At 32.0% G+C, this 22,695-nt stretch carries 24 protein-coding genes; 21 read left to right on the top strand and 3 right to left on the bottom strand.

Annotation, left to right across the window (positions count from 1 at the left end; genetic code table 11):
* Positions 1-2: 2 nt before the first annotated feature.
* From HF295_RS04010 to tpiA, 10 genes are all read left to right on the top strand, one after another.
* On the top strand, positions 3-887 hold the full coding sequence (locus tag HF295_RS04010; protein WP_312032571.1) for a SufB/SufD family protein: 885 nt from the start codon (positions 3-5) through the stop codon (positions 885-887).
* 12 nt (positions 888-899) lie between these two features.
* A complete protein-coding gene (locus HF295_RS04005) occupies positions 900-2,105 on the top strand; it encodes an aminotransferase class V-fold PLP-dependent enzyme (protein WP_312032570.1) in 1,206 nt (401 codons plus the stop codon).
* A 10-nt stretch (positions 2,106-2,115) separates the two neighbouring features.
* Positions 2,116-2,538: a Fe-S cluster assembly sulfur transfer protein SufU gene (gene sufU / locus HF295_RS04000; protein ID WP_312032569.1), complete on the top strand. Its 423-nt coding sequence runs from the start codon at positions 2,116-2,118 to the stop codon at positions 2,536-2,538.
* 8 nt (positions 2,539-2,546) lie between these two features.
* The gene (sufB, locus tag HF295_RS03995; RefSeq protein ID WP_312032568.1) at positions 2,547-3,950 is read left to right on the top strand and encodes a Fe-S cluster assembly protein SufB; all 1,404 of its coding nucleotides are present in this window, start codon (positions 2,547-2,549) and stop codon (positions 3,948-3,950) included.
* 112 nt (positions 3,951-4,062) lie between these two features.
* The gene (locus tag HF295_RS03990; protein ID WP_312032567.1) at positions 4,063-4,380 is read left to right on the top strand and encodes a PadR family transcriptional regulator; all 318 of its coding nucleotides are present in this window, start codon (positions 4,063-4,065) and stop codon (positions 4,378-4,380) included.
* Positions 4,373-5,335, top strand: a complete 963-nt coding sequence (locus HF295_RS03985; protein ID WP_312032566.1) for an HAAS signaling domain-containing protein — start codon at positions 4,373-4,375, stop codon at positions 5,333-5,335. The genes HF295_RS03990 and HF295_RS03985 overlap by 8 nt, the downstream gene beginning before the upstream one ends.
* A gap of 62 nt (positions 5,336-5,397) precedes the next feature.
* Complete coding sequence (locus HF295_RS03980; protein ID WP_312032565.1) at positions 5,398-5,721, top strand: cyclic-di-AMP receptor; 324 nt, start codon at positions 5,398-5,400, stop codon at positions 5,719-5,721.
* 63 nt (positions 5,722-5,784) lie between these two features.
* Positions 5,785-6,171 carry a competence protein ComK gene (locus HF295_RS03975; protein WP_312032564.1) on the top strand — a complete coding sequence of 129 codons (387 nt, stop codon included), beginning with the start codon at positions 5,785-5,787 and terminating at the stop codon, positions 6,169-6,171.
* Positions 6,172-6,265: 94 nt separating this feature from the next.
* Positions 6,266-7,492, top strand: coding sequence for a phosphoglycerate kinase (locus tag HF295_RS03970; RefSeq protein ID WP_312032563.1), 1,227 nt, complete (start codon positions 6,266-6,268; stop codon positions 7,490-7,492).
* 25 nt (positions 7,493-7,517) lie between these two features.
* Positions 7,518-8,291, top strand: coding sequence for a triose-phosphate isomerase (tpiA, locus tag HF295_RS03965; RefSeq protein ID WP_312032562.1), 774 nt, complete (start codon positions 7,518-7,520; stop codon positions 8,289-8,291).
* A 45-nt stretch (positions 8,292-8,336) separates the two neighbouring features.
* On the opposite strand, the gene HF295_RS03960 is transcribed toward tpiA, so the two are convergent.
* The 3 genes from HF295_RS03960 to msrC form a co-directional block, all read right to left on the bottom strand.
* A complete protein-coding gene (locus tag HF295_RS03960) occupies positions 8,337-10,790 on the bottom strand; it encodes a DsrE/DsrF/DrsH-like family protein (RefSeq protein ID WP_312032561.1) in 2,454 nt (817 codons plus the stop codon).
* Between the two features lie 105 nt (positions 10,791-10,895).
* On the bottom strand, positions 10,896-11,498 hold the full coding sequence (gene rpsD, locus HF295_RS03955; protein WP_312032560.1) for a 30S ribosomal protein S4: 603 nt from the start codon (positions 11,496-11,498) through the stop codon (positions 10,896-10,898).
* A 193-nt stretch (positions 11,499-11,691) separates the two neighbouring features.
* Complete coding sequence (msrC, locus tag HF295_RS03950) at positions 11,692-12,135, bottom strand: free L-methionine (R)-S-oxide reductase MsrC (RefSeq protein ID WP_312032559.1); 444 nt, start codon at positions 12,133-12,135, stop codon at positions 11,692-11,694.
* An 85-nt stretch (positions 12,136-12,220) separates the two neighbouring features.
* Between msrC and thiI the strand changes: the two genes are divergently transcribed.
* The 11 genes from thiI (at position 12,221) to infB (ending at position 22,692) form a co-directional block, all read left to right on the top strand.
* Positions 12,221-13,483 (top strand): tRNA uracil 4-sulfurtransferase ThiI, encoded by a 1,263-nt coding sequence (thiI, locus tag HF295_RS03945; RefSeq protein ID WP_312032558.1) that lies wholly within the window; start codon positions 12,221-12,223, stop codon positions 13,481-13,483.
* Entirely contained in the window at positions 13,440-13,979 is a 540-nt protein-coding gene (locus HF295_RS03940; RefSeq protein WP_312032557.1) for a GNAT family N-acetyltransferase, read from the top strand. Before thiI ends, HF295_RS03940 begins: the two co-directional genes overlap by 44 nt.
* Positions 13,979-15,736 carry a M3 family oligoendopeptidase gene (locus tag HF295_RS03935; protein ID WP_312032556.1) on the top strand — a complete coding sequence of 586 codons (1,758 nt, stop codon included), beginning with the start codon at positions 13,979-13,981 and terminating at the stop codon, positions 15,734-15,736. The genes HF295_RS03940 and HF295_RS03935 overlap by 1 nt, the downstream gene beginning before the upstream one ends.
* A 16-nt stretch (positions 15,737-15,752) precedes the next feature.
* A complete protein-coding gene (locus HF295_RS03930; protein ID WP_312032555.1) occupies positions 15,753-17,642 on the top strand; it encodes a beta-propeller domain-containing protein in 1,890 nt (629 codons plus the stop codon).
* Between the two features lie 12 nt (positions 17,643-17,654).
* The gene (locus HF295_RS03925; protein WP_376739684.1) at positions 17,655-18,368 is read left to right on the top strand and encodes a TrmH family RNA methyltransferase; all 714 of its coding nucleotides are present in this window, start codon (positions 17,655-17,657) and stop codon (positions 18,366-18,368) included.
* Positions 18,368-18,658 (top strand): GNAT family N-acetyltransferase, encoded by a 291-nt coding sequence (locus HF295_RS03920; protein WP_312032552.1) that lies wholly within the window; start codon positions 18,368-18,370, stop codon positions 18,656-18,658. The genes HF295_RS03925 and HF295_RS03920 overlap by 1 nt, the downstream gene beginning before the upstream one ends.
* 107 nt (positions 18,659-18,765) lie before the next feature.
* Positions 18,766-19,212 carry a ribosome maturation factor RimP gene (rimP, locus tag HF295_RS03915; protein ID WP_312032551.1) on the top strand — a complete coding sequence of 149 codons (447 nt, stop codon included), beginning with the start codon at positions 18,766-18,768 and terminating at the stop codon, positions 19,210-19,212.
* Entirely contained in the window at positions 19,209-20,273 is a 1,065-nt protein-coding gene (gene nusA / locus HF295_RS03910; protein ID WP_312032550.1) for a transcription termination factor NusA, read from the top strand. The genes rimP and nusA overlap by 4 nt, the downstream gene beginning before the upstream one ends.
* A 9-nt stretch (positions 20,274-20,282) precedes the next feature.
* Complete coding sequence (rnpM, locus tag HF295_RS03905) at positions 20,283-20,549, top strand: RNase P modulator RnpM (RefSeq protein WP_312032549.1); 267 nt, start codon at positions 20,283-20,285, stop codon at positions 20,547-20,549.
* Positions 20,542-20,841, top strand: a complete 300-nt coding sequence (locus HF295_RS03900) for a YlxQ-related RNA-binding protein (RefSeq protein WP_312032548.1) — start codon at positions 20,542-20,544, stop codon at positions 20,839-20,841. Before rnpM ends, HF295_RS03900 begins: the two co-directional genes overlap by 8 nt.
* A 21-nt stretch (positions 20,842-20,862) precedes the next feature.
* Complete coding sequence (gene infB, locus HF295_RS03895; protein WP_312032547.1) at positions 20,863-22,692, top strand: translation initiation factor IF-2; 1,830 nt, start codon at positions 20,863-20,865, stop codon at positions 22,690-22,692.
* The last annotated feature ends 3 nt before the right edge of the window (positions 22,693-22,695 follow it).

The following is a 22,695-nucleotide window of genomic DNA, read 5'->3' as shown; positions in this document are numbered from 1 at the left end:
CAATGAAGATTCCTAATTTCATTAAAAACGCTTCATCTTATATTGTTTTATCCGATCAAGAAATCATAAACCATTCTCAAGCCCATCAGGAAGATAATCAATTTATTTTTAAGGGTGAAGAAGAAGTATTTATATACTTAGATAATTACCAATCTGAATTAAACATAGTCATTGATGCATCTGCCAATATAAAATTATACTTATTATCAAGAAATTCAAAACAAGTAGATTATAAAATTAGTATTGATATTTTAGAACAAGGGCTTTTAAAACTCTATAGTGATTTTAAATCTACAAGAAAGACAAAAGTATTTATTAAAAGAAATTTTAATGTCAAAGCTAAAGGATCTTTGATTTTATTAAATCATCTAGCTTATCATGGTGAGATTAATTTAGATGATAATATTTATTTAAGTGAATCTTTAGCCAATTTAGATATTGATTTACTCAATGTAGGTTCTCAAGATGATCAGGCTTATGTTCATCAAAATGTCTACCACCAAGCTAAGAAGACTTATTCACAAATTCATAATTGGTTGATTAGTCAAGATCAAGCTAAGTTAAATTACCATGTTAATGGTAGTATTGAAAAAGGCAAGGAGAAATCATCTTGCCAACAAAAGAATAAGGGAATTATTCTTTCGCAAAATGGACAAATTACCGTGGTGCCAACCCTACTTATTGATGAGTATGATGTTGAAGCGTCTCACGGGGCAGCGATTGGTCAAATTGATGAAAGCCAATTATTCTATTTATTAAGTCGAGGTCTAAATCAAGAAGAAGCCAAGGCTTTAATCATATCTGGTTATATCAACCCGTTTATAAGTAAAGTCAAAAATAAAAAGATAGAGTCTTTATTAAAAAGAACCATTCAAAGTAAAATTTAGAAGGTGAGATTTTTGGAACAAAATCATTGGATTAAGGATTTTCCACAAATTAAAGATAATTATCGCTTTTTCGATAGTGCAGCCACAAGTTTAAAGCCTCAATCAGTGATTGACGCTGTGAATGATTATAATCAAAGGTTGTCTGCAAATATTCATCGTGGTATGTACCAACAAAGTCAAGAAGCTACAGAACTATATGAAGAGGCGAGGGTAAAAGTCGCTTCTTTTATCAATGCTTTAGAAGAAGAAGTTATTTTTACTAGAGGGACGACCGCTTCTTTAAATTTGGTGGCAAGATCTTATGGATTGAATCATATCAAAGAAGGTGATGTTATTCTTACCAATATGGCAGAACACCATTCTTCTATATTACCTTGGTTTAATGTTTCAAAAGAAAAAGGAGCTACTCTTAAATATATTACTTTAAGCCCAGAGGGTAAAGTCGGTCTTGAAGCATTTAAAGAAGCCATTAATGATAATACAAAAATTGTGGTGATTCATCATGTATCTAATGTATTAGGTTATGCTTCACCTTTAAAAGAAATAATTAAAATAGCCCATGAATATGGGGCCTTAGTGGTTGTGGATGGGGCACAAGCCATCCAACATCTTAAGGTTGATGTTAAAGCCTTAGACGCTGATTTTTATGCCTTTTCTGGCCACAAGATGTTAGGTCCAACCGGCATAGGTGTCTTATATGGTAAAAAGCAACTTTTAAATCAAATGACGCCTTTAGAATTTGGCGGAGATATGTCCTTGGATGTTGAAAAAGATGGTTTTTCTTGGAAAGAAAGTCCTTTTAAATTTGAAGCAGGCACCATGCCGATTGCCGAAGCAATTGGTTTGAAAGCTGCTATTGAATATTTAGAGAAGGCCACAATTGATAAGATTCATACATATTCAGAAAAACTTTATCATTATTTAATGACATCTTTAGAATCTATTCAAGGTATCGACTTATATAATCATCAATCAGATACTTTTATTTTCACTTTCAATTTAACCGATGTACCTTCTCATGATGCCATATCATTTTTCGCTGAAAAAAATATTGCTTTGAGAGCTGGACAGCATTGTGCTAAGTTAATCCATGATCATTTAGGTATCCATAGTTCCTTAAGAGGAACCATCTATTTTTACAATACCTATGAAGACGTTGATCAATTGGTATTAGCCATTAAGGAAGCCATTCAATATTTTAAAGAACTAGGTTTTTAAGGAGTCAATCATGAATAATTTAGATCATTTATATAGGGAAATTATTATGGAACATTATAAAAACCCAAGAAATAAAGGGTTAATTAATGATGACCATTACCATAAAAATAGAATCAAAAATCCATCTTGTGGCGATGATATCACCATACAAGTATTAATTGAGGATGGATTCGTTAAGGATGTTAAACAAGTCGCAACAGGTTGTTCTATATCGGTGGCTTCAGCTTCAGTTTTATCGGAAATTATGATAGGTAAAAGTGTGGAAGAAGCAAAGAAAATCGTTGATACTTATATCAATATGGTAACCAATAAAGAATTTGATGAATCTGTTGATTTAGAAGAAGCTGCAGTTTTTAGTGGTGTAAAAAAATTCCCTGCTAGAATTAAATGTGCTTCCATTGCTTGGATTGCATTTAAAGATAGCTTAGAATAGAGGTTATTATGAGTCAAAAACAAGATTTTGATTACAATAAAGATTATAAATATGGTTTTAAAACAGAGACTAAATCTGTTAAAGAAACCAAAAGAGGATTATCTGAAGAGGTTGTTAGAGAAATTTCTCAGATAAAAAACGAACCTGATTGGATGTTGAATATTAGATTAGATGCTTTAAAAGCCTTTTATGAAATTAGTGACCCTAATTGGGGACCTGATTTATCTGATATTGATTTTAATGACATTATATATTTCATTAAGTCTTCAGATAAGGTCGAAAAAGATTGGAAGGATGTTCCTGAAGAAATTAAAGAAACCTTTAATAAATTAGGAATACCTGAAGCTGAACAAAAATATCTATCTGGGGTCACAACCCAATTTGAATCTGAAGCAGTTTATCATAGCACGATTCAAGAATTAAGTGATTTGGGTGTTATATTTTTGGATACAGATTCTGCCTTGAAAGAACATTCAGATTTATTTAAAGAATATTTTACCAAGGCTGTCCCATATATAGATAACCGCTACGCTGCTTTAAATACTGCTGTGTGGAGTGGAGGTTCTTTTATATATGTACCTAAGGGTGTTCAAATAGAAAAACCTTTACAGTCATATTTTAGAATTAATTCTGAGCGTATGGGTCAATTTGAAAGAACCTTGATTATTGTTGATGATCAAGCATCTTTAAATTATGTTGAAGGTTGTACAGCGCCTATATATTCTAATTCTTCCTTGCATGCGGCTGTGGTTGAAATATATGTAAAAAAACACGCTAAATGCCGTTATTCTACCGTTCAAAACTGGTCTACTAATATCTATAACCTAGTAACTAAACGTTCTATAGTTGAAGATTATGGCCATATGGAATGGATTGATGGGAATATTGGTTCAGGTTTAAATATGAAGTATCCTTCTTGTATTTTAAAGGGAGACTATGCTAAAGGAACAACCATTACCATTGCTTTTGCAGGTAAGGGTCAATATCAAGATACCGGGGCTAAAATGATCCATATTGGTAAGAATACCACATCTAAGATTGTTTCTAAGTCTATAGCCACGAAAGGTGGAAAAGTAAATTATAGGGGTGTTGTTTCTCAAGAAGGTAAGGCAGAGAATGCTCGAGCCACCATTGAGTGTGATACTATTTTAGTAGATAGAGATTCTTCATCAGATACAATACCAACCAATATTGTTAAGAATTTTAAGGGTCAAATTGAACATGAAGCGACTGTTTCCAAGGTAAGTGATGATGAACTATTTTACTTAATGAGTCGTGGTTTAACTGAAGACCAAGCCAAAGAAATGATTGTCATGGGCTTTATTGAACCTTTCGCTAGAGAGTTACCTATGGAATACGCTGTTGAATTAAATCAATTAATTAAATTAGAAATGACCGATTCAATCGGATAAAAGACATAGACATATGTCTTTTTTTGTTTAACACAAAAACTTTTTGTGTTTTAGACAAAAAGTTATTGCGTTTGACACAATTATGTGGTATTGTATATTTAGAGGTGATTGTATGAATACCCAAATGAAAAAAGGTATTGTCGAATTATGTATTATGAAGTTGATTCAACATAAGAAATCATCAACATTTGAAATTCTCTCAAAAATGAAAAACTTAGAAGTATCTGAGAATACTATATATCCTATATTAAGACGTTTATATAGTGATGGTTTTTTAAAACAAGAGAAAGCTAATAATGAAGTTGGTGCACCAAGAAAGTATTATGATTTAACAGACAGGGGTTTAGAACAATTAAATTTATTGATGGGTGAGTGGGAAGAGTTTACACATTCAGTGAATCAAATATTAAAGGGGGAAAATCATGAGTAAGGAAAAGTATTTAGAAAAGTTAGAATATTATTTACAGGAATCAAATTTTGATCGTGAGGAAATTCAAGATATTTTAGAAGAATATACCATGATTATTGATGAAGCAATTGATAATGGTATTTTAGAAGAAGAACTTGAAGAACATATTGGTCAACCTCGTGAGTTGGTTAGACATCTACGTAAAACAGTGGTTATAAAAAGAGTCAAGAAAAATCGTTTGGTTGCCTTATCTCCTTTTATAGCAATGATTGTCTTTTTTGGTTTAGGTTTTGCTAAAGGCTGGTGGAATGTTGCTTGGTTAGCTTTTCTTTTAATTCCAATTTCAGGTATCATCTCATCTAAAAGAAAATCACCAATGAAATCATTGATTGAGTTAGCGCCACTGATTTCCTTACTTATCTTTTTAGCTATTGGTTTATCTTTTAAGGTTTGGCGTCCGACTTGGGTTATTTTCTTTATAATTCCAGCTTTATCGATTTTAGAGAAAAGACAAACTTATAGGGTTATTTCATTTATTGTATTTATTTCATTACCAATTTTATACGTCTTGTCATTTTATTTCTTTCCATTTAGGTTTAATTGGCTGATATTATTGGCTATGGTTTTACCTGCCTTTTACTCTAATGTTATTTTTTCTTTCAGAATTAATGGATTAAGGGATAGAAGAATTGAAATGTTGATTGGAATGTTGGTCTTAACTTTATTGACAGTTTATATTGTTTTTGGTTCCTTGTATGATATCTGGCATCCTTTATGGTTGATTTTCTTATTGGTGCCTGTTGCTTCAATTCTATTATCATCAGCAAGAATGAATCAAAAAATATCCTTGGTTGCTTTATCACCATTTGTAGCAATTACTCTATTTTTCTTATTTGGATATTTTTTCAATGGATATTATTGGTCTTGGATGTTTTTCTTCTTAATTCCTATGACAGCAATCATTAAAAATTCATAAGATTTTTTAAATATTGATACATTTTCATATTTTTATGTTAAAATATGTAAAAGGAGGCTGTTATGAAACTAGTCATGGCGGTTGTATCAAATGATGATGCGAATTTAGTCATCAAGACTTTGATTCAATCAGATTTCTTTGTAACAAAACTCGCAACGACAGGTGGTTTTTTAAAAAGCGGAAATACCACAATCATTATAGGTGTTCAAGATGATAGAATGGATGAATGCATTGAGTTAATTTCAGAACATTCTAAGCAAAGGACAAAATTAGTGCCTAATGCTATATCTAGTGAATTTGGAATTTTTTCTTCTACACCCGTTGAAGTACAAGTAGGTGGTGCCACTATCTTCGTATTAGATGTGGAACAATTCATAAAAACATAAAAAGAAGGAGCTTCCTTCTTTTTTTCTTTGAAAAAATTTAGGAATAATTGAAGGTTTATTAAGATGGATTATATTAAATTAATCAATTATAAAATCTATGTATGTCAAAATCAAAATATAAGAATATATGATGAACCCATTGTTCGTTTTTTTAATCGTATCTTAAAAGATGGTTTGGTTGATCTAAAGACTAGAGAATATTTAACAAAAAGAAAGTTTGGTTTTAAGAATAAAATACCCCTTGTGGTCAATCAAGAGATGGCTTTTTTATGTATTCAATCCTATCGGCTTGAACAAGCCTTTTATATTAACTATCATCAAATTTTGTATTGGGAAAAATCTCACAAATCAGTGATCATTTATTTTAAAGATGGACATTGCCTGAAAGTCTATTCGTATGATATATTTATCAAGCAAATTGACAAAGTAAAAACGATATTAAATTTATGACTTCGAATTCAAAATAAATCTAATTTTACATGATTAATTGTAGAAAAAAACCAATAAATTTAGTATAATAAAGAATGTGATAAAGGAGGATCCAATGAAAAAGAAAACCTTAGAAGATATAAATGTTTTTGAAAAAAAAGTTTTAGTAAGAGTGGATTTTAATGTACCTATACAAGATGGTGTGATTACGGATGATAATCGTATCGTCCAAGCTTTACCGACCATCCAATATTTATTGGATGAATCAGCTAAAGTGATTTTATTTTCACATTTAGGAAGAATAAAAAAAGAAGAAGATTTAGCTAAAAATTCATTGAAAATAGTATCAGAGAGATTAAGTGAATTATTGGGTAAAGAAGTCGTTTTTGTTCCTGAAACTAGGGGAGAAAAATTAGAAAAAGCCATTAATGATATGAAAGCAAAAGATATTGTTATGGTTGAAAACACTAGATTCGAGGACTTAGATGGTAAGAAAGAATCTAAGAATGATGATGATTTAGGTGCATATTGGGCAAGCTTAGGTGATGTCTTTGTTAATGATGCTTTCGGGACTGCTCATAGGGCTCATGCTTCAAATGTTGGAATAGCTAGTCGTTTAGAAACAGCTGCTGGTTATTTAATGGAAAAAGAAATTCGTTATATAGGATCTACAGTCGAAGAACCTGAAAGACCTTTTGTGGCTATTTTAGGGGGTGCTAAAGTTTCTGATAAAATAGGTGTTATTGAAAACTTATTAAAGGTCGCTGATAAAGTGTTAATTGGTGGCGGTATGGCTTATACTTTTATGAAAGCACAGGGTTATAATATTGGTAATTCTATTGTTGAAAATGATAAGTTGGATTTAGCAAATGAACTTTTAGAAAAAGCTAAGGGTAAAATTATCTTACCTAAAGATTTAGTTGTAGCGGAAGAGTTTTCAGCTAGTGCACCATTTAGGGTAACTGATTATAAGGGTATAAAAGATACTGAAGAAGGTTTAGATGTTGGCCCTAAAACAATTAAATTATTTAAAAAACATTTGAAACACGCAAAGACTGTTGTATGGAATGGACCTCTTGGTGTATTTGAATTTGAAAATTTCGCTAAAGGTACCGAAGCCATTTGTGAGATTCTTGCTCATTTAAAAAATGCAAGAACCATTATTGGTGGAGGAGATTCTGCAGCCGCAGCTATTCAAATGGGCTATAAAGATAAATTTACACATATATCTACTGGAGGTGGGGCATCACTTCAATTCTTAGAAGGCAAGCCTCTACCTGGTATTGATTCTATCGATGACTCAGTGGATTGTGGATGTGGTGATTCACACTGTGGACACTAAGAAAATAAACGTAAGGAATGATTTTATGAGAAAACCTATTATCGCTGGTAACTGGAAAATGTTTAAAACAAGAGATGAAGCTTTATTCTTTATCTTGAAAGTTTCAGAGAAAATGCCAGAAAAAGAAAAAGTTGATACAGTTGTTTTTGCTCAAGCACCTTTATTAAGATGTTTAATTACAAGACAAGGTGAAGAATTAAGAATTGGGGCACAAAATATATTTTATGAAGATGAAGGCGCTTATACAGGTGAAATATCTGGTCCTTTATTAGAATCATACAATGTTGAGTATGTCCTTATTGGTCATAGTGAAAGAAGACAGTACTTTCACGAAACTGATGAAGATGTTAATAAGAAGATAAAAGCAGCGATAAGAAATGACTTGTTGCCAATTGTTTGTGTAGGAGAAAAACTAGAAGAAAGAGAAAACAACCTAACAAATGATGTTTTAGAAAGGCAAATCAAAAATGCTTTTAAAGATATTCCAGCCATTGAAATGAAAGATATTGTGATTGCCTATGAACCGATTTGGGCAATTGGAACTGGAAAAACTGCAAGTGCTGAACAAGCAGACGAAGCATGTGGTTTTATTCGTTCACAAATCAAGAAACTTTATGGTCCAGTGGTTTCTGAAGGTATTAGAATTCAGTATGGTGGTTCAGTTAAGCCTGCCAATATTGAAGAATTAATATCTAAAGAAAATATTGACGGAGCCTTAATCGGTGGTGCTTCTTTGGACCCAGATCAATTTATTGAAATGGCCAATGCACCTTTGAAAATAAAAAAATTTATTAAATAAACATAAAAAAAATCCCTAGTTTTCATGAACTAGGGATTTTTAAATTTAAATAAATAAATTATGATTTGAATCAGCGGTATCACCTAAGTAAGTCGCAACTCCAGCGATTTCAATACCGTCGATTAATTCTTCTTTTTTAATACCTAAAATATCCATACTCATTGCACAAGCAGTAAGCTTGATATCTAACTCTTTTGCTTTTTCTATCATGAGTTCTAATGAATCAACATTTTTCTTTTTCATAATATGTTTCATCATAAGAGGACCCATTCCAGCCATATTCATTTTAGAAATAGGTAATTTTTTGCTACCTCTTGGCATCATTTTGCCAAACATTTTTTCTAAGAATGCTTTTTTAACTTTTTGTTTTTTAGCTTTCCTTAAGATATTTAATCCCCAGAATGTGAAGAATAGTGATACATCTTTACCCATGGCCTTAGCACCTTGAGCGATAATGAAAGCAGCTAATGCCTTATCTAAATCTTGAGAGAAGACAACAATGGTAGATCCATCTTTTGCGGCTGCAGGAGAAGATGGAATATGATGGGTTCCTTTACGAATAAAAGCAGTCATGCTTTTATTTTCTTTATTAACAGTTAATAGTTGATGTCCACCTTTTTTAGCCCATGTTACAACATCTTTTTCAAAACCTGGATCACTTGCTGATATTTCTAGTATTTGCCCATCTTTAAGGCTTTCAAGACTTTTGAATGCTTTTACAATTGGTCCTGGACATTGTAAACCAATGGCGTTTACTTGTAAGTCTGATTTAATATCATTTAGATCGATTTGAGGTTGATCAATAATCATAACACCTGAATCATCTGTTTCTTGGCAAGAAGAAGTCTCGCCTGGGTTAAAGACGCATTGATAGGTTCTAAAGGCTCCATCTAAGTTGTAAACATCGAAACCTTTTTGACTTAATATCCTATATGCGTTATACGCACGGATACCAGTTTGACAATAGATGTATATTTTTTGATCTAGAGGAAGTTCATTTAATCTATTTCTTAGTTGTGGTAAGGGAATATTGACAGCACTTGGAATTGATCCTAATTGATATTCAATTTCATCTCTAACATCTAAGATAAATGATTTAGATTTAATGAGTTCATTGACATCATTCCATTCGATGACTTTAACCAAATGGTTGATGATATTTTCTGCAACAAATCCAAGCATATTCACTGGGTCTTTGGCTGAAGAAAATGGTGGTGCATATGATAATTCTAAATCCTTTAGTTCAGTGACTTTTAGGTTAGCACGGATAGCGGTTGCTATAACATCAATACGTTTGTCTACCCCATCCATACCTACAGCTTGGCCACCATAAATTTTTTCAGTTTCAGGATCAAATAAGAGTTTCATAGCTATGGTTGTAGAACCTGGATAATAGCCCGCATGAGATCCTGGGTGGATATGAATGGTTTTATATTTCAATTTCTTTTTAATTAATGTTTTTTCATTATTACCAGTTGAACCAACGGTATAATCAAAGACCTTAGCTACTGAAGTTCCCATAGAACCTGTGTATACAGATTCAATGCCGCATAAGTTATCTGCGACGATTCTTCCTTGTTTATTAGCTGGCCCTGCTAGAGGAATCATGGTTATATCTTTAGTAACAAAATCATTGACTTCAATAACATCACCAATAGCATATATATTAGGATCTGATGTTTGTAAATATTCATTGACAGAAATCCCGCCAAATTTACCCAATTCAATCCCAGCTTCTTTGGCTAGCAGATTTTCTGGTCTAACGCCAATTGAGAAAATAATTAAATCTGTTTGGATTTTCTTGCCAGAAGTCAGTTCGATTTCTTTACCTTCATTATTAAAAGATTTAACACCATCAGATAAGATTAAATCAACACCTTTATTTCTAATATGTTGGTGGATAATCTCAGCCATTTCAATATCAATTGGACCCATAACTTGGTTTGCCATTTCTACAATTGAAACTTCCATTCCTAAATGATGTAAATTTTCAGCCATTTCTATACCAATAAAACCACCACCAATAACACTGGCGTGTTTTGGTTTTTCTTGGTTGATATAGTTTTTAATGATATCCATATCAGCTATATTTCTTAAGGTATATAGGTGTTTAGCTTCATTAATACCTGGAATAGGTGGTTTAACAGGAAATGCGCCTGTTGATATGACCAATTGATCATATGATTCTTTGTAAATTTCATTACTTTTAATATTTCTAATAGTAATGGTTTTCTCTTCACGATTAATTGATGTTACTTCAGAAAAAATTCTAACATCAATATTGAATCTTGCTTGCATATCTTCAACTGTTTCAACAATTAAAGCGTCTCTAGATTCAATAACCCCACCTATATAATAGGGTAATCCACAGTTTGCGAATGAAATATATTCGCCTCTTTCTAACATGATAATTTCTCTTGTTTCATCAAGTCTTCTTAATCTTGTAGCAGTAGAAGCTCCACCGGCTACACCGCCAATAATAATAGTCTTGTTTTTCATGAATAGACCTACCTTTCTCACACGATTGTTATTGTACGCCTATTAGAAAGAAAAATCAATTAGATTGCATAAAAAAAACCGAGAAATTCTCGGTTTTTAAAAATCTTATTTGTTGTATAACTCTACGATTAAATTCTCATGAATTTCAGGTAGAATTTCATTACGTTCTGGTAAGCGTGTGTAAGTAGCTACATTGGTTTCGTCATTGAAATCAATATACTCTTGTCTTGATGCTTGAGCTTCCAAAGCTTCTTTAATAATAGCTAAGTCTTTTGATTTTTCTTTTAAAGAAATTTTTTGACCTGGTTTAACTCTCATTGATGGAATCGTTGCTTTAATACCATCTAATAAAATATGACCATGGTTAACAAGTTGTCTTGCTTGTTGACGAGTTCTTGCGAACCCAGCTCTATAAACTAAGTTATCTAATCTTGATTCTAATAAGAATAAGAAGTTTTCACCTTGTTTACCTTGCATTTTCTTAGCTTCATTAAATGTTTTACGGAATTGTTTTTCATTGACACCATAAGTGAAACGAACACGTTGTTTTTCTTGTAACTGTAAACCATACTCAGATAATTTACGACGTCTTTTTTGACCGTGTTGTCCTGGTGCATATGGGCGTTTATTTAACTCTTTTCCTGTTTCAGAAATTGAGTATTCTAAACGGCGACTTTTTTTCCATGTTGAACCTGTAAATCTTGACATATATGATCCTCCTTTTAAATTTAGTTACACTGTAATTGAGGAGTTTTACATTCACTTAGCTTGATTATTTTGATGGTTTCTTGTTAAGCAGTTAACAATACTAACAACCCTATATTTTGGAATAATCAAGATCTAAATCAATTTCAAACAACTGCTTTTTATTACATGCGCACAAGGTATTATACACGAACGACTATAAAAAGTCAAATAAAAAATCGACTGCTTTTTCTAGTATTTTAACGGTTTCTTGGTCAAACCTATTCTTAATTGGAGAGTCAATATCTAAGACCCCAATTAAGTTGTTATTTTTGATGATTGGGATGACAATTTCTGAATTAGATGCATCATCACAAGCAATATGACCAGCAAAAGCATGAACATCATCAACCACTAAAGTTTGTCTCTTTTCAGCTGATGTTCCACAGACACCTTCCCCCATAGGGATGGTTTGAACAGCTGCTTTTCCTTGGAAGGGACCTAGGTATAACTCCTTACCATCATATAGGTAAAAACCCACCCAATTTAAATTAGGAACCATCTCTTTAATGATGGCCACAAAATTCGCTTGATTGGTTAATGTTTGATAATTTTTGTCTAAATATAATCCTAAATACTCATTGACTGATATTTGAGCCATAGATAACACCTCACTTCTAAATATTATAATTTATCACTCTATAAATATCAATGAATATGATAAAATATAATTGAAGAGGTGTGCCATGTACGATTACATTATGATTAAATATGGGGATTTAATCCTTAAAGGAAAAAATCAACATATATTTAGAAGGAACATTAATAACCAAATTGCCCATAAACTTCATGGCTTTGAAGTTGATATTATTTTCCAACATGATTTGGTTTTTATAAAATTAAATGAAGAATCTCCAGATGAAATCATTGATAAACTTAATTATATTTCAGGTTTATCTTCTTATAGTAAAGTCAAACATTGTGATTTTGATTTAGATTTGATTGCTCAAAAAGCTGTGGAAATGATAAAGGAAGAAATTCACAAAGAAACCACTTTTAAAATTGAAACAAAAAGAGCCGATAAAAGAATTCCTTTAACTTCTTTAGAAATTACTAATCAATTATCTAAATTGATTTTAAGACAAGTTCAAATATTAAAAGTCGATGTTCACCATCCAGAGAAAACATTAAACATAGAAGTCAGGAATGATGGTACTTATATATATTTAGATAAAATTCCTGGTTTAGGGGGTTTTCCTACCAGTATTGGAGGAAAGGCCTTGGTCATGTTAAGTGGCGGTATTGATTCGCCAGTGGCTGGATATTTAGCGATGAATACAGGTTTAGAAATAGAGTGTATTCACTTTGAATCAACACCCTTAACGCCGATTGAATCGGTTCAAAAAGTCATTGATTTAACTTATAAATTAGCTAAATACGCAAATGGATCCAAAATCAATTTACATTTAGTGCCTTTTAGAGACTTACATGAACTTCTTTTAAAGGATTGTGAAGAACCGTATTTGATAACTGTAATGAGAAGGATGATGTATCGAATTGCTGAAAAAGTAGCTAAAAAGAATCATATACCCGTCATTATTTCTGGTGATTCTATTGGTCAAGTCGCTTCTCAAACCATAGAAAGTTTAATTGCAGTTCAAGAACCTATCTCGACTTTAATTATTAGACCTTTATCAACTTATGATAAGGCCGATATCATCAAAGTAGCTAGGAAAATTAAGACCTTAGATATATCTAATAAAGCATTTTCTGATTGTTGTACGGTTTATGTGCCAAAGAATCCTGTCATAAAACCATCCATTCAAAAAGCTAAAATGATAGAAGAGAATTTAGATTACGAACTTTTATTAAAGAAAGCAGTTAAAGATTCAAAATCAGTCATGATTAAAGACAGAGAGAAATTTAATATTACTGATTTAGGTTTTACTGTAGAGGAAGCCTTCAATGAGATCTTTAGAGACAAAGAGACTAATTCTAAGAAAATTTAATACAACTGATGTAAAGGCTGTATATGATTATGCTAAGTTAGATACAGTTGGGCCAATGGCTGGTTGGAAACCCCATAAAAACAAAAAAGAAACAAGAGCAGTGATTGATAATTTTATCAAAAAAGATGATGTTTATGCGCTTGTCTTTAAAGATACAAGGAAAGTAATTGGTTCTATAGGGGTTCACTTAACCGAACTTGGATCTTTAGGTGAAGTCTATGAACTTGGTTATGTATTACACCCTAAGTTTCATCGAATGGGTTTAATGACGGAAGCTATTGATATAATTTTATATGAAGTATTTTTTGAAAGGAACATAGATTGTCTTTATGTAGGACATTTTTATGAAAATTTAGCTTCTCAAAAACTTATTGAAAAAATAGGTTTTGAGTGGATTGAAGATATTCTTTATCAATCTAGAGACTATGGAGAAAAGAAAGCAAAAATTTACCAACTAACAAAATTAAATTTTGTACTAATGAAAGGGGAAAAATAATGAAAAAATGGAGTTTAAAAAGTTTGTACTTAGGGTTTGATGACCCAAAATATTCGGAGGATTTAAATCAACTAGATCAATTAATTCTTGAGATTAATTCACAATCTGTAGATTTTGATAATTATGATCAAAAGGAAAGAAAATTAGTAAAGTATTTAGAAAATGAAATGCTTTTAGAAGCATTGATTGATAAATTATATCATTTTGCTTCTTTAACATCTTCAGTTGAATCAACCAATCAGGAAGCCAATAAAATGGTCAACTTATTACAAACAAAATTAACACAGTTAACTAAAATTTCAACCTTATTTACCAATTGGATGAAAGATTACCCAAATTTAGAAGAAGATATAGCTCATAATGATTTTTTAAAAGAACATCAATTTTATTTAAATGAAGTTAAAGATCATGCAGGTCACTTACTAAGTACTGAATTAGAAGTAATGCTTGCTAAATTAAGACAAACAGGTTCTTCATCTTGGGGACGCTTACAATCTTTGTTAACATCAACATTGGATGTTGAGTATGATGGTAAAATTATTACTTTATCAGAAGTAAGAAATTTAGCCACTGATAAAGATCCTGAGGTAAGAAAAAAAGCTTATGAAGCTGAATTAAATGCCTATAAAAAAATAGAAGATTCTGTTGCTTTTGCCTTGAATTCAATTAAAGGAGAAGTTAACACTGTTTCTAAAGCAAGAAATTTTGACTCACCTTTGGCTGAGGCATTGAACAAGTCTAGGATGAAGAGTGAAACTTTAGAAGCTATGCAGTCAGCTGTTAAAGAATATTACGGTATTTTTAGAAAATACTTACAAAGAAAAGCTGAATTGTTAGGTCATAAAAATGGATTGCCTTTCTATGATTTATTTGCACCTATTGGTAAAAATGATACGAGTTTTACGATTGAAGAAGCCAACGCTTATATATTAAAGAATTTCAAGACTTTTTCTAACAGTTTGCATGATTTAGCTAAAAGAGCTTTTGATGAAGAATGGGTAGATTATACTCCAAGAAAAGGCAAAAGAGGTGGTGCGTTTTGTGCCAATATGCATGTGATTAAAGAAAGTCGAGTTATGACTAATTTTACAGGGTCTTTTTCTGATATGATTACCTTATCTCATGAATTAGGACACGCTTATCATGGGGAAGCAATTTTTAAGGAATCTGTTTTAAATAGTTCTTACACCATGCCTGTGGCTGAAACTGCATCAACTTTCTGTGAAACTATTGTTAATAATGCGGCTATAAAGGATGTGACTACTAAGGAAGAAAAAATCTTTTTATTAGAGTCTTCATTGCAAGATTATACACAAGTTGTTGTTGATATTATGTCTCGTTTTATATTTGAAAAATCTGTTTTTGAAGGCAGAGAAAAAACTGTTTTTGATGCTAAAGAATTAAAAGAATTAATGCTTGATGCTCAAAAACAAACTTATGGCGATGGCTTAGATGAAAACTTATTACATCCTTATATGTGGATATGTAAACCTCATTATTATTCTGGTGGTTTATCTTATTATAATTTCCCATATACTTACGGTTTATTATTCGCAAAAGGCTTGTATGCAAAGTATTTAGAAGACAAAGAGGCTTTTGTTAAAATTTATGATGATTTATTAGCTGCGACTGGTCAAATGCAAGTTGAAGAAGTTGCTGCTTTGGCTGGGATTGATGTGACTAAAAAAGAATTTTGGGTAAGTTCCTTAGAATTACTTAAGAAAGACATAGAATTATTTTTAGAATTAACTGAATAAAAACGGAGGTGTTTTTATGAAGAAATTATTAAGCTTTACCTTAATGCTTTTTCTATTTTTTGCTTTAGTCGCTTGTGGAGAAGAAGCGATTAACACTAATGAAACCACTGAAGATATCAGTGAAGAAACAAGTGAAGAAATTATAGAAAGCGATTATTTAAAACAATTTTCAAGTCAAGAAGAAATGAATGATTATGTAAATTCTTTGGCGCAAAAGACTCAATATTATGGTGGAGATAATATCTTAACACCAGAAGCCGGTTTGGATGACACCAATGAAGAAGACCAAGAAAGGCATTCTGAAACCAATGTTCAAGTGAGCGGAGTTTCTGAAATGGATACCATCATTACTGACGGGAATTACATATATATGGCCAAGAACCAAGATTTAAGGATTGTTGATGTAGAATCAATGAGTCTAGTCTATGAAGATTCTTTAATAGATGAAACAGACCAATATTATGCTTATGCTTATTACCATGGTATCTATTTGTATGAGGATAAATTAATTGTCTTATACGACCAATACCAAAGAATGACTGATGATGATCAAGTCACTCCTTATTATTGGTGGTGGGGATCTTCAAACTTACGAATTGATGTTCTGGATGTTAGTGATAAGTCAAATATTCAAGTGGAAAGACAATTCGAGTTTAAGAACACTTATTTGGTGGATAGTCGAATGATTGAAGGCGATTTCTTTATTATGATGTCTTCTTATCATTGGTGGTATGATGAAGAAATAGTCACACCTTCTTACAAGGATTCTCTTTTAGGTGATGACTTTATTAATTTAACTTATGAAGATATCTTTTATTATCCTGATTCTGATCAAGTCTCATCTTATTTAATGGTTGCTTCTTTTAATGTAAATCAAGAAGTAAGTATTGATTTAAATGCTTATTTAACCTACGCTTATGAGGTTTATATGAATCAAGAAAACCTATATATTTCTGGCCATGTCTATCATTACAGTGAAGAAGATGAAAATTATAGACAATACACCAGTATTTCAAGGTTTAAAATTGTAGAAGGTAAGCTTGTATTCCAAGCAGCAAATCAGATCGATGGATGGACTTTAAATCAGTTTTCTTTTGATGAGTATGAAGGAATTTTAAGATTAGCTACAACAGATTATATTTATAGTCAAGAAGGTGTAGAATTAACCAATCAACTCTATTTGTTAGATGCGACAGATAATGAACTAAGTATTATTTCTGTTTTAAGAGGATTGGGAAAACCAAATGAACGTATATATGCAGTAAGAATGAGTCAAGATATTGCTTATGTGGTGACCTTTGTTAATACAGATCCTTTATATAAGATTGATTTATCTGACCCTTATCATCCGGTGATTCTAGGTGAATTATACGAAGAAGGTGTGAGTGATTATTTACACCCTATCAATGACGATTTAATGATAGGTATTGGGCGTCAAGCGGATAATTCAAATGGATTTACTATTTTTACGGGCGTAAAAGTCGCCTTATATGATACATCAGGTGACCAACCTATAACTTTAGAAACTTTGTTGGTTGAAGGTGAATATTCATATTCTCCAGTCACCTATGATCATAAATTATTTGTAGAGTATGAATGGAATAATTCTTTATTGTTTGCTATACCTGTTTATGCTTATTCTTATGGATATGGTCAGTATTATCAAGCGATTTACTTATATCAGGTTGATGAAATGAATCATTTAAGTCAGGTAAGTATTTTAAGGAATACACCAAGCAATTATTATGGTTATATCGAAAAAGCTATATTTATCAATGACAAAATCTATACAATTTCATACAATGAAATTAATGAATTTGATATGTTGAATGATTTTAATAGAACGTCATCCATTGTATTTAATCAAGAAGTTAATCAGGGTGATGATTCTAGTCAAGTAGAGTAAAGGGGTGTTTTTATCAAAGAGATTACTTCTATTAAAAACCAGTTAATTATTGAAACAGCCAAGCTAAAACAAAAAAAATACCGGCAAGATAAGCGTAAATTCTTAATAGAGGGGGAACACCTTATTAAGGAAGCTTATGAAGCGGGTCTTTTAGAGATAGTTTTTCATCTAGGGCAAGATTTGCCTTATGAGATAGAAAGTTATTTAGTAACTGAAGAGATTATTCAAAAGTTATCAGATGTTTCAAGTCCTCAAGGACTAATAGGTGTCTGTCACTTTCCCCAAGAAAGTCATATTTCAAAACAGGTTCTTTTGTGTGATGGTATTCAAGATCCCGGAAATATGGGAACACTGATTCGATCTGCCCTTGCTTTTGGCTTTGAAAGTCTTGTGGTCGATCATTGTGTGGATGTCTATAATCCTAAGGTCATAAGATCTACCCAAGGGGCCTTATTTAAGATAAATATCATTGAAGATAACATCATAGATTTCATGGATAAACATCCTATACATTATTATGCAACTGATTTATCTGCCCAAGGCCAATTTGAAAAAAAACATCATGAAGAATTCGGATTAATTTTAGGTAATGAAGGACAAGGAGTTGACCCTGAAATTATCAATAAAGCCGATTCAGTGATTAAATTAAAAATGAAAAAAGTGGAATCATTAAATGTAGCTGTGGCAGGCAGTATTTTAATGTATGAACTAGGAGGTAATCGTTGATGGATTATTTATATGATGATAATAGAATATACTCTGTGGATGATAACATGATTTTATTGGCTGAAGTCTTATTTCCAGCTCGAGATCAATCTAGAGTGGATATTACCCATGTCTTTGTCGTTCCTGAGCTAAGAGGACAAGGGGTAGCTTCAGAGTTGATGTTGAGAGCCTATCAGTTTATCAAAAGCCAAGACTTAAAAATTGTCGCAAAATGCCCATATGCCATTTCTTGGTTTAAGAAACACCCAGACTATCAAGACATCGTTATAAATGTTAAAACCAAGGTATAATATTCTTGATTTTACATAGGCCCTGTGATATAATGTTTTTAGCATAAGGTAAAGTGAGAGGGTCATCCCCTCTCATTTTTATTGGAATTTTTTAGTGAGGTGATAGGATGCAGGTTCAAGAAATTAAAGAAAAGGTTAAATCTTTTTTAGAAAACATTGGTTTTGATCTATATGATTTGGAAATAGTAAAGGAAAGAAAAGAGACTATTTTAAGAATTTATATCGATATAACTGAAGGCGTCAATATGGATGATGTTGTTTTAGCAACTCAAGAATTAAATCCCTTCATCGATGAATTAGACCCTATAGAAGGTGAGTATATGATGGAAGTATCATCTCCAGGGGCTGAAAGGGAACTAAGAACAGCTGAAGCGATTAAACACGCCATAAATCATTTGGTTTATGTTGAAACCTTTACTCAAAATTTTGAAGGTGACTTAATAGCTTTTGATGGAGATACCTTAACCTTATCGATTAAAAACAAAAAAGTAAAAGTAAATTATATAGATGTTAATCTAATAAGATTAGCCATTGATTTTAGGAGAAGAAAATGATTAGTAAAGATTTTTTTAAAGCATTAGAAAATTTAGCCATTGAAAAAAACGTAAGTCAAGAAGAGATTTTAAAGATCTTCGGAGACGGGCTTATCAAAGCTTATGAAAAAGCTTATGGGGGTAAAAATAACGCTGAAGTTATTTTTAACTCAGAAAAAGCGGAAATTGATATCGTTTCTAAATCTATCGTTGTGGATGAAATAGATCCGAATAGTGAACCAGGACATGAAATCACTTTAGAACAAGCAAGAGAAATCAAGAAGAATGCTAAAGTGGGAGATATCATTAAAGAAAAAATCACGCCAAAGAATTTTGGTCGTTTAGCAGCTTCAACTGCCAAACAAATGTTGACTCAAGGTTTAAAACAATTAGAGAGAGATAAAAACTATGAGTATTTTGAGTCACGTGTTGGCGAAATGATTATTGCTGAAGTCATTAAGATTAAAAATGATTTTGTGACATTGTTTTTAGGTAGAGATACTGAAACGTCAATTCCATCTAGAGATTTACTTGCATCTGATTTGATTGTTGGTTCAAAAGTGAATGTATATATCACAAAGGTAGAAAAAACCAACAAAGATCCAAAAGTATATGTATCAAGAACTGACCGTAATTTAGTAATTCGTTTAATGGAAAATGAAATTCCTGAATTAGCTGAAGGTATTATTGAAATTTTTGGTCTTGCTAGAGATCCTGGAGATCGTTGCAAAGTATGTGTCTTATCAAATGATGAAAATGTTGATCCTGTTGGGGCTTGTTTAGGTCGCAATGGTATGCGTATTAAAAATGTTATTGATAGTTTAAATGGCGAAAAAATTGATATATATAAATATAGTAAAAACCCTGAAGAATTAATTGCTAATTCGATTCAACCAGCAAGAACTTTGTCTGTCCAATATGATGAAAGAGAAAAATCTGCCATCCTTGTTGTTCCAGATGATCAATTGTCTTTGGCCATCGGTAAGAGAGGACAAAATGCAAGACTAGCTGTCCAATCTTCTGGATGGAAAATAGATATTAAAGCTGAATCTCAAGCCTTATCTGAGGGTATAGAATTCTAGGTGATAAAAATGAAAGTTAGGAAAATTCCCATGAGAAAATGTGTTGTGACCAATGAACGCATGGAAAAAAAAGACTTGTTAAGGGTTGTAAGAACTCCAGAAGGGCAAGTTATTTATGATCCAACAGGTAAAGCGAATGGTCGCGGCGTTTATCTATCAAAAAACAAAATAGTGATTGAAAAAGCCATGAAACACAAAATATTATCTAGACATTTAGATGTAGAAGTTCCTAATGACGTTTTTGAGACTTTGTTCAAAGTGATTGACAATGAATAAAGAGAAAATATTATCTATCTTAGGATTATGTATGCGGGCTAACCGCTTAATTTCTGGGGAAGAAATGTCTTTAGATAAAATTAAAAGCCAAAAAGCTCGCTTGGTTTTTCTAGCAAGCGATGCTGGTTTTAATACAAGCAAAAGAGTTAGTGATAAAGCCAAGACTTATCAAGTTCAAATCATCAAGGATTTTACATCAGATGAGTTGAGTAAAGCCATTGGCAAGAGTAATCGGATGGTCATAGCAATTCAAGATGCTGGATTCGCTAAAAAGATTATAAGTTTACTATAGTATTAAGAAAGAGGTGGTCATATGCCAAAACATGAACCAAATAAAAATAAGAAATTTACAGGAAATAAGAAAAATCAAAATAAGCAAAATTCACAACCCAAAAAAGTGATGCCTAAATTTGTAACATATAAACAAGGTATGACAGTTGGAGATTTCGCTGATCAAATTAACAAACCAGCATCTGACGTTATTAAAAAATTAATGTTTTTAAAAATAATGGCAACAAAAAACCAATCCATTGATAGAGAAAATGCAGAATTATTAGCCATGGAATATAATTTAGACTTACAAGATGAAGTAGTTACAGATCTTACTAGATTTGAAGAAATCATTGAAACAGACAAAGAAGAAGATTTAGTTTCTCGTCCACCAGTCGTTACTATCATGGGTCACGTTGACCATGGTAAAACAACCTTGTTAGATACCATTAGACATTCTAGAGTTGTATCAACTGAAGCTGGTGGTATTACTCAACATATTGGTGCTTATCAAGTTGAGAAAAACGGAAAGAAAATCACTTTTATTGATACTCCTGGACACGCGGCTTTTACAGAAATGAGAGCCCGTGGTGCTAGAATTACTGATATAGTAATCTTAGTTGTAGCAGCTGATGATGGTGTTATGCCTCAAACCAGAGAAGCTATTGACCATGCCAAAGCATCACAATGCGAAATTATTGTGGCTGTTAATAAGATGGATGTACCTGGCGCTAATCCTGATCGTGTCAAACAACAATTGGCTGATTTAGGTTTATTATCTGAAGAATGGGGTGGAGATATTCCTTTCGTGGAAGTATCAGCTCTTAAAAACCAAGGTATTGATAATTTATTAGAAACCATACAAGTTGTGGCTGAATTAAAAGAGTTAAAAGCAAATCCTAATCGTCAAGCAACTGGTTCAGTTATTGAAGCTAGACTTGATAAAGGCAGGGGGCCAGTAGCGACTATTTTAGTTGATAACGGTACCTTAAGAGTTCAAGATTACTTTGCTGTTGGTGCAACCTACGGTAAAGTTAGAGCTATGACCAATGACTTAGGCGACCAAATTAAGGAAGCTGAACCTGGACAAGCTGTTGAGATTATTGGATTAAATGATGTTCCTTTAGCTGGAGATCCTTTTAGAGTTTTTGAAGATGAAAAAACTGTTAGAGATATAGCAGATGAAAGACAAAATAGAGCTTTTGATAAACAACATAATTCTAAAGAAGTAATGTCATTAGAAGACTTCTTTAATCAAGCTTCTGATGATACAAAGAAAATGAATTTAATTATTAAAGCAGATGTTCAAGGTTCAATTGAAGCCTTTAGAGGGTCAATTGGAAAAATTGATGTAGAAGGTGCTGATATTGATATCGTTGGTACAGGTGTTGGTGCAGTTACAGATGGTGATATCTTGTTGGCTGAAGCATCTTCAGCAATAATAATTGGTTTTGGTGTTGGTGTACCTGCATCAGTTAGAGAGTTAGCTAAAGAAAAAGGCGTGGAAATTAGAACTTATCGAATCATATATGAAGCTTTAGATGATATTGAAGCAGCTATGAAAGGTATGTTAGACCCTGTCTTTGAAGAACAAGTCATTGGTGAAGCAGAAGTTAGAGAAACCTATTCAGTATCTAAAGTTGGGACCATTGCAGGATGCATGGTAACGAGTGGTGTTGTACGAAGAAATTCAATGATTAAAATTGTTCGTAATGGAAAAATAATTTTCGAAGGAAAATTAGGTTCTTTAAAAAGATTTAAAGATGATGTAAAAGAAGTGCGCCAAGGATTTGAATGCGGTATTACCATTGAAAACTACAATGATATCAAAGAAGGAGACATCATTGAAGTTTCAACAATGAAAGAGGTGTAATAT

The sequence above is a fragment of the Hujiaoplasma nucleasis genome (genome assembly GCF_013745115.1).
GTDB classification, from domain to species: domain Bacteria; phylum Bacillota_I; class Bacilli_A; order Izemoplasmatales; family Hujiaoplasmataceae; genus Hujiaoplasma; species Hujiaoplasma nucleasis.
This window is presented reverse-complemented; position numbering and strand designations above follow the sequence as displayed.

What these genes read in the sequence shown, in the direction of transcription:
- HF295_RS03990 (WP_312032567.1), top strand. Translation starts at nt 4,063, where the DNA reads ATGAATACCCAAATGAAAAAAGGTATTGTCGAATTATGTATTATGAAG.
- HF295_RS03985 (WP_312032566.1), top strand. Translation starts at nt 4,373, where the DNA reads ATGAGTAAGGAAAAGTATTTAGAAAAGTTAGAATATTATTTACAGGAA.
- rnpM (WP_312032549.1), top strand. Translation starts at nt 20,283, where the DNA reads ATGAAAGTTAGGAAAATTCCCATGAGAAAATGTGTTGTGACCAATGAA.
- rimP (WP_312032551.1), top strand. Translation starts at nt 18,766, where the DNA reads ATGCAGGTTCAAGAAATTAAAGAAAAGGTTAAATCTTTTTTAGAAAAC.
- HF295_RS03960 (WP_312032561.1), bottom strand. Translation starts at nt 10,790, where the DNA reads ATGAAAAACAAGACTATTATTATTGGCGGTGTAGCCGGTGGAGCTTCT.
- sufB (WP_312032568.1), top strand. Translation starts at nt 2,547, where the DNA reads ATGAGTCAAAAACAAGATTTTGATTACAATAAAGATTATAAATATGGT.
- HF295_RS03980 (WP_312032565.1), top strand. Translation starts at nt 5,398, where the DNA reads ATGAAACTAGTCATGGCGGTTGTATCAAATGATGATGCGAATTTAGTC.
- thiI (WP_312032558.1), top strand. Translation starts at nt 12,221, where the DNA reads ATGTACGATTACATTATGATTAAATATGGGGATTTAATCCTTAAAGGA.
- HF295_RS03920 (WP_312032552.1), top strand. Translation starts at nt 18,368, where the DNA reads ATGGATTATTTATATGATGATAATAGAATATACTCTGTGGATGATAAC.
- tpiA (WP_312032562.1), top strand. Translation starts at nt 7,518, where the DNA reads ATGAGAAAACCTATTATCGCTGGTAACTGGAAAATGTTTAAAACAAGA.
- infB (WP_312032547.1), top strand. Translation starts at nt 20,863, where the DNA reads ATGCCAAAACATGAACCAAATAAAAATAAGAAATTTACAGGAAATAAG.
- nusA (WP_312032550.1), top strand. Translation starts at nt 19,209, where the DNA reads ATGATTAGTAAAGATTTTTTTAAAGCATTAGAAAATTTAGCCATTGAA.
- HF295_RS03935 (WP_312032556.1), top strand. Translation starts at nt 13,979, where the DNA reads ATGAAAAAATGGAGTTTAAAAAGTTTGTACTTAGGGTTTGATGACCCA.
- HF295_RS03900 (WP_312032548.1), top strand. Translation starts at nt 20,542, where the DNA reads ATGAATAAAGAGAAAATATTATCTATCTTAGGATTATGTATGCGGGCT.
- HF295_RS03930 (WP_312032555.1), top strand. Translation starts at nt 15,753, where the DNA reads ATGAAGAAATTATTAAGCTTTACCTTAATGCTTTTTCTATTTTTTGCT.
- msrC (WP_312032559.1), bottom strand. Translation starts at nt 12,135, where the DNA reads ATGGCTCAAATATCAGTCAATGAGTATTTAGGATTATATTTAGACAAA.
- HF295_RS04010 (WP_312032571.1), top strand. Translation starts at nt 3, where the DNA reads ATGAAGATTCCTAATTTCATTAAAAACGCTTCATCTTATATTGTTTTA.
- HF295_RS03970 (WP_312032563.1), top strand. Translation starts at nt 6,266, where the DNA reads ATGAAAAAGAAAACCTTAGAAGATATAAATGTTTTTGAAAAAAAAGTT.
- rpsD (WP_312032560.1), bottom strand. Translation starts at nt 11,498, where the DNA reads ATGTCAAGATTTACAGGTTCAACATGGAAAAAAAGTCGCCGTTTAGAA.
- HF295_RS03940 (WP_312032557.1), top strand. Translation starts at nt 13,440, where the DNA reads ATGAGATCTTTAGAGACAAAGAGACTAATTCTAAGAAAATTTAATACA.
- HF295_RS03975 (WP_312032564.1), top strand. Translation starts at nt 5,785, where the DNA reads ATGGATTATATTAAATTAATCAATTATAAAATCTATGTATGTCAAAAT.
- sufU (WP_312032569.1), top strand. Translation starts at nt 2,116, where the DNA reads ATGAATAATTTAGATCATTTATATAGGGAAATTATTATGGAACATTAT.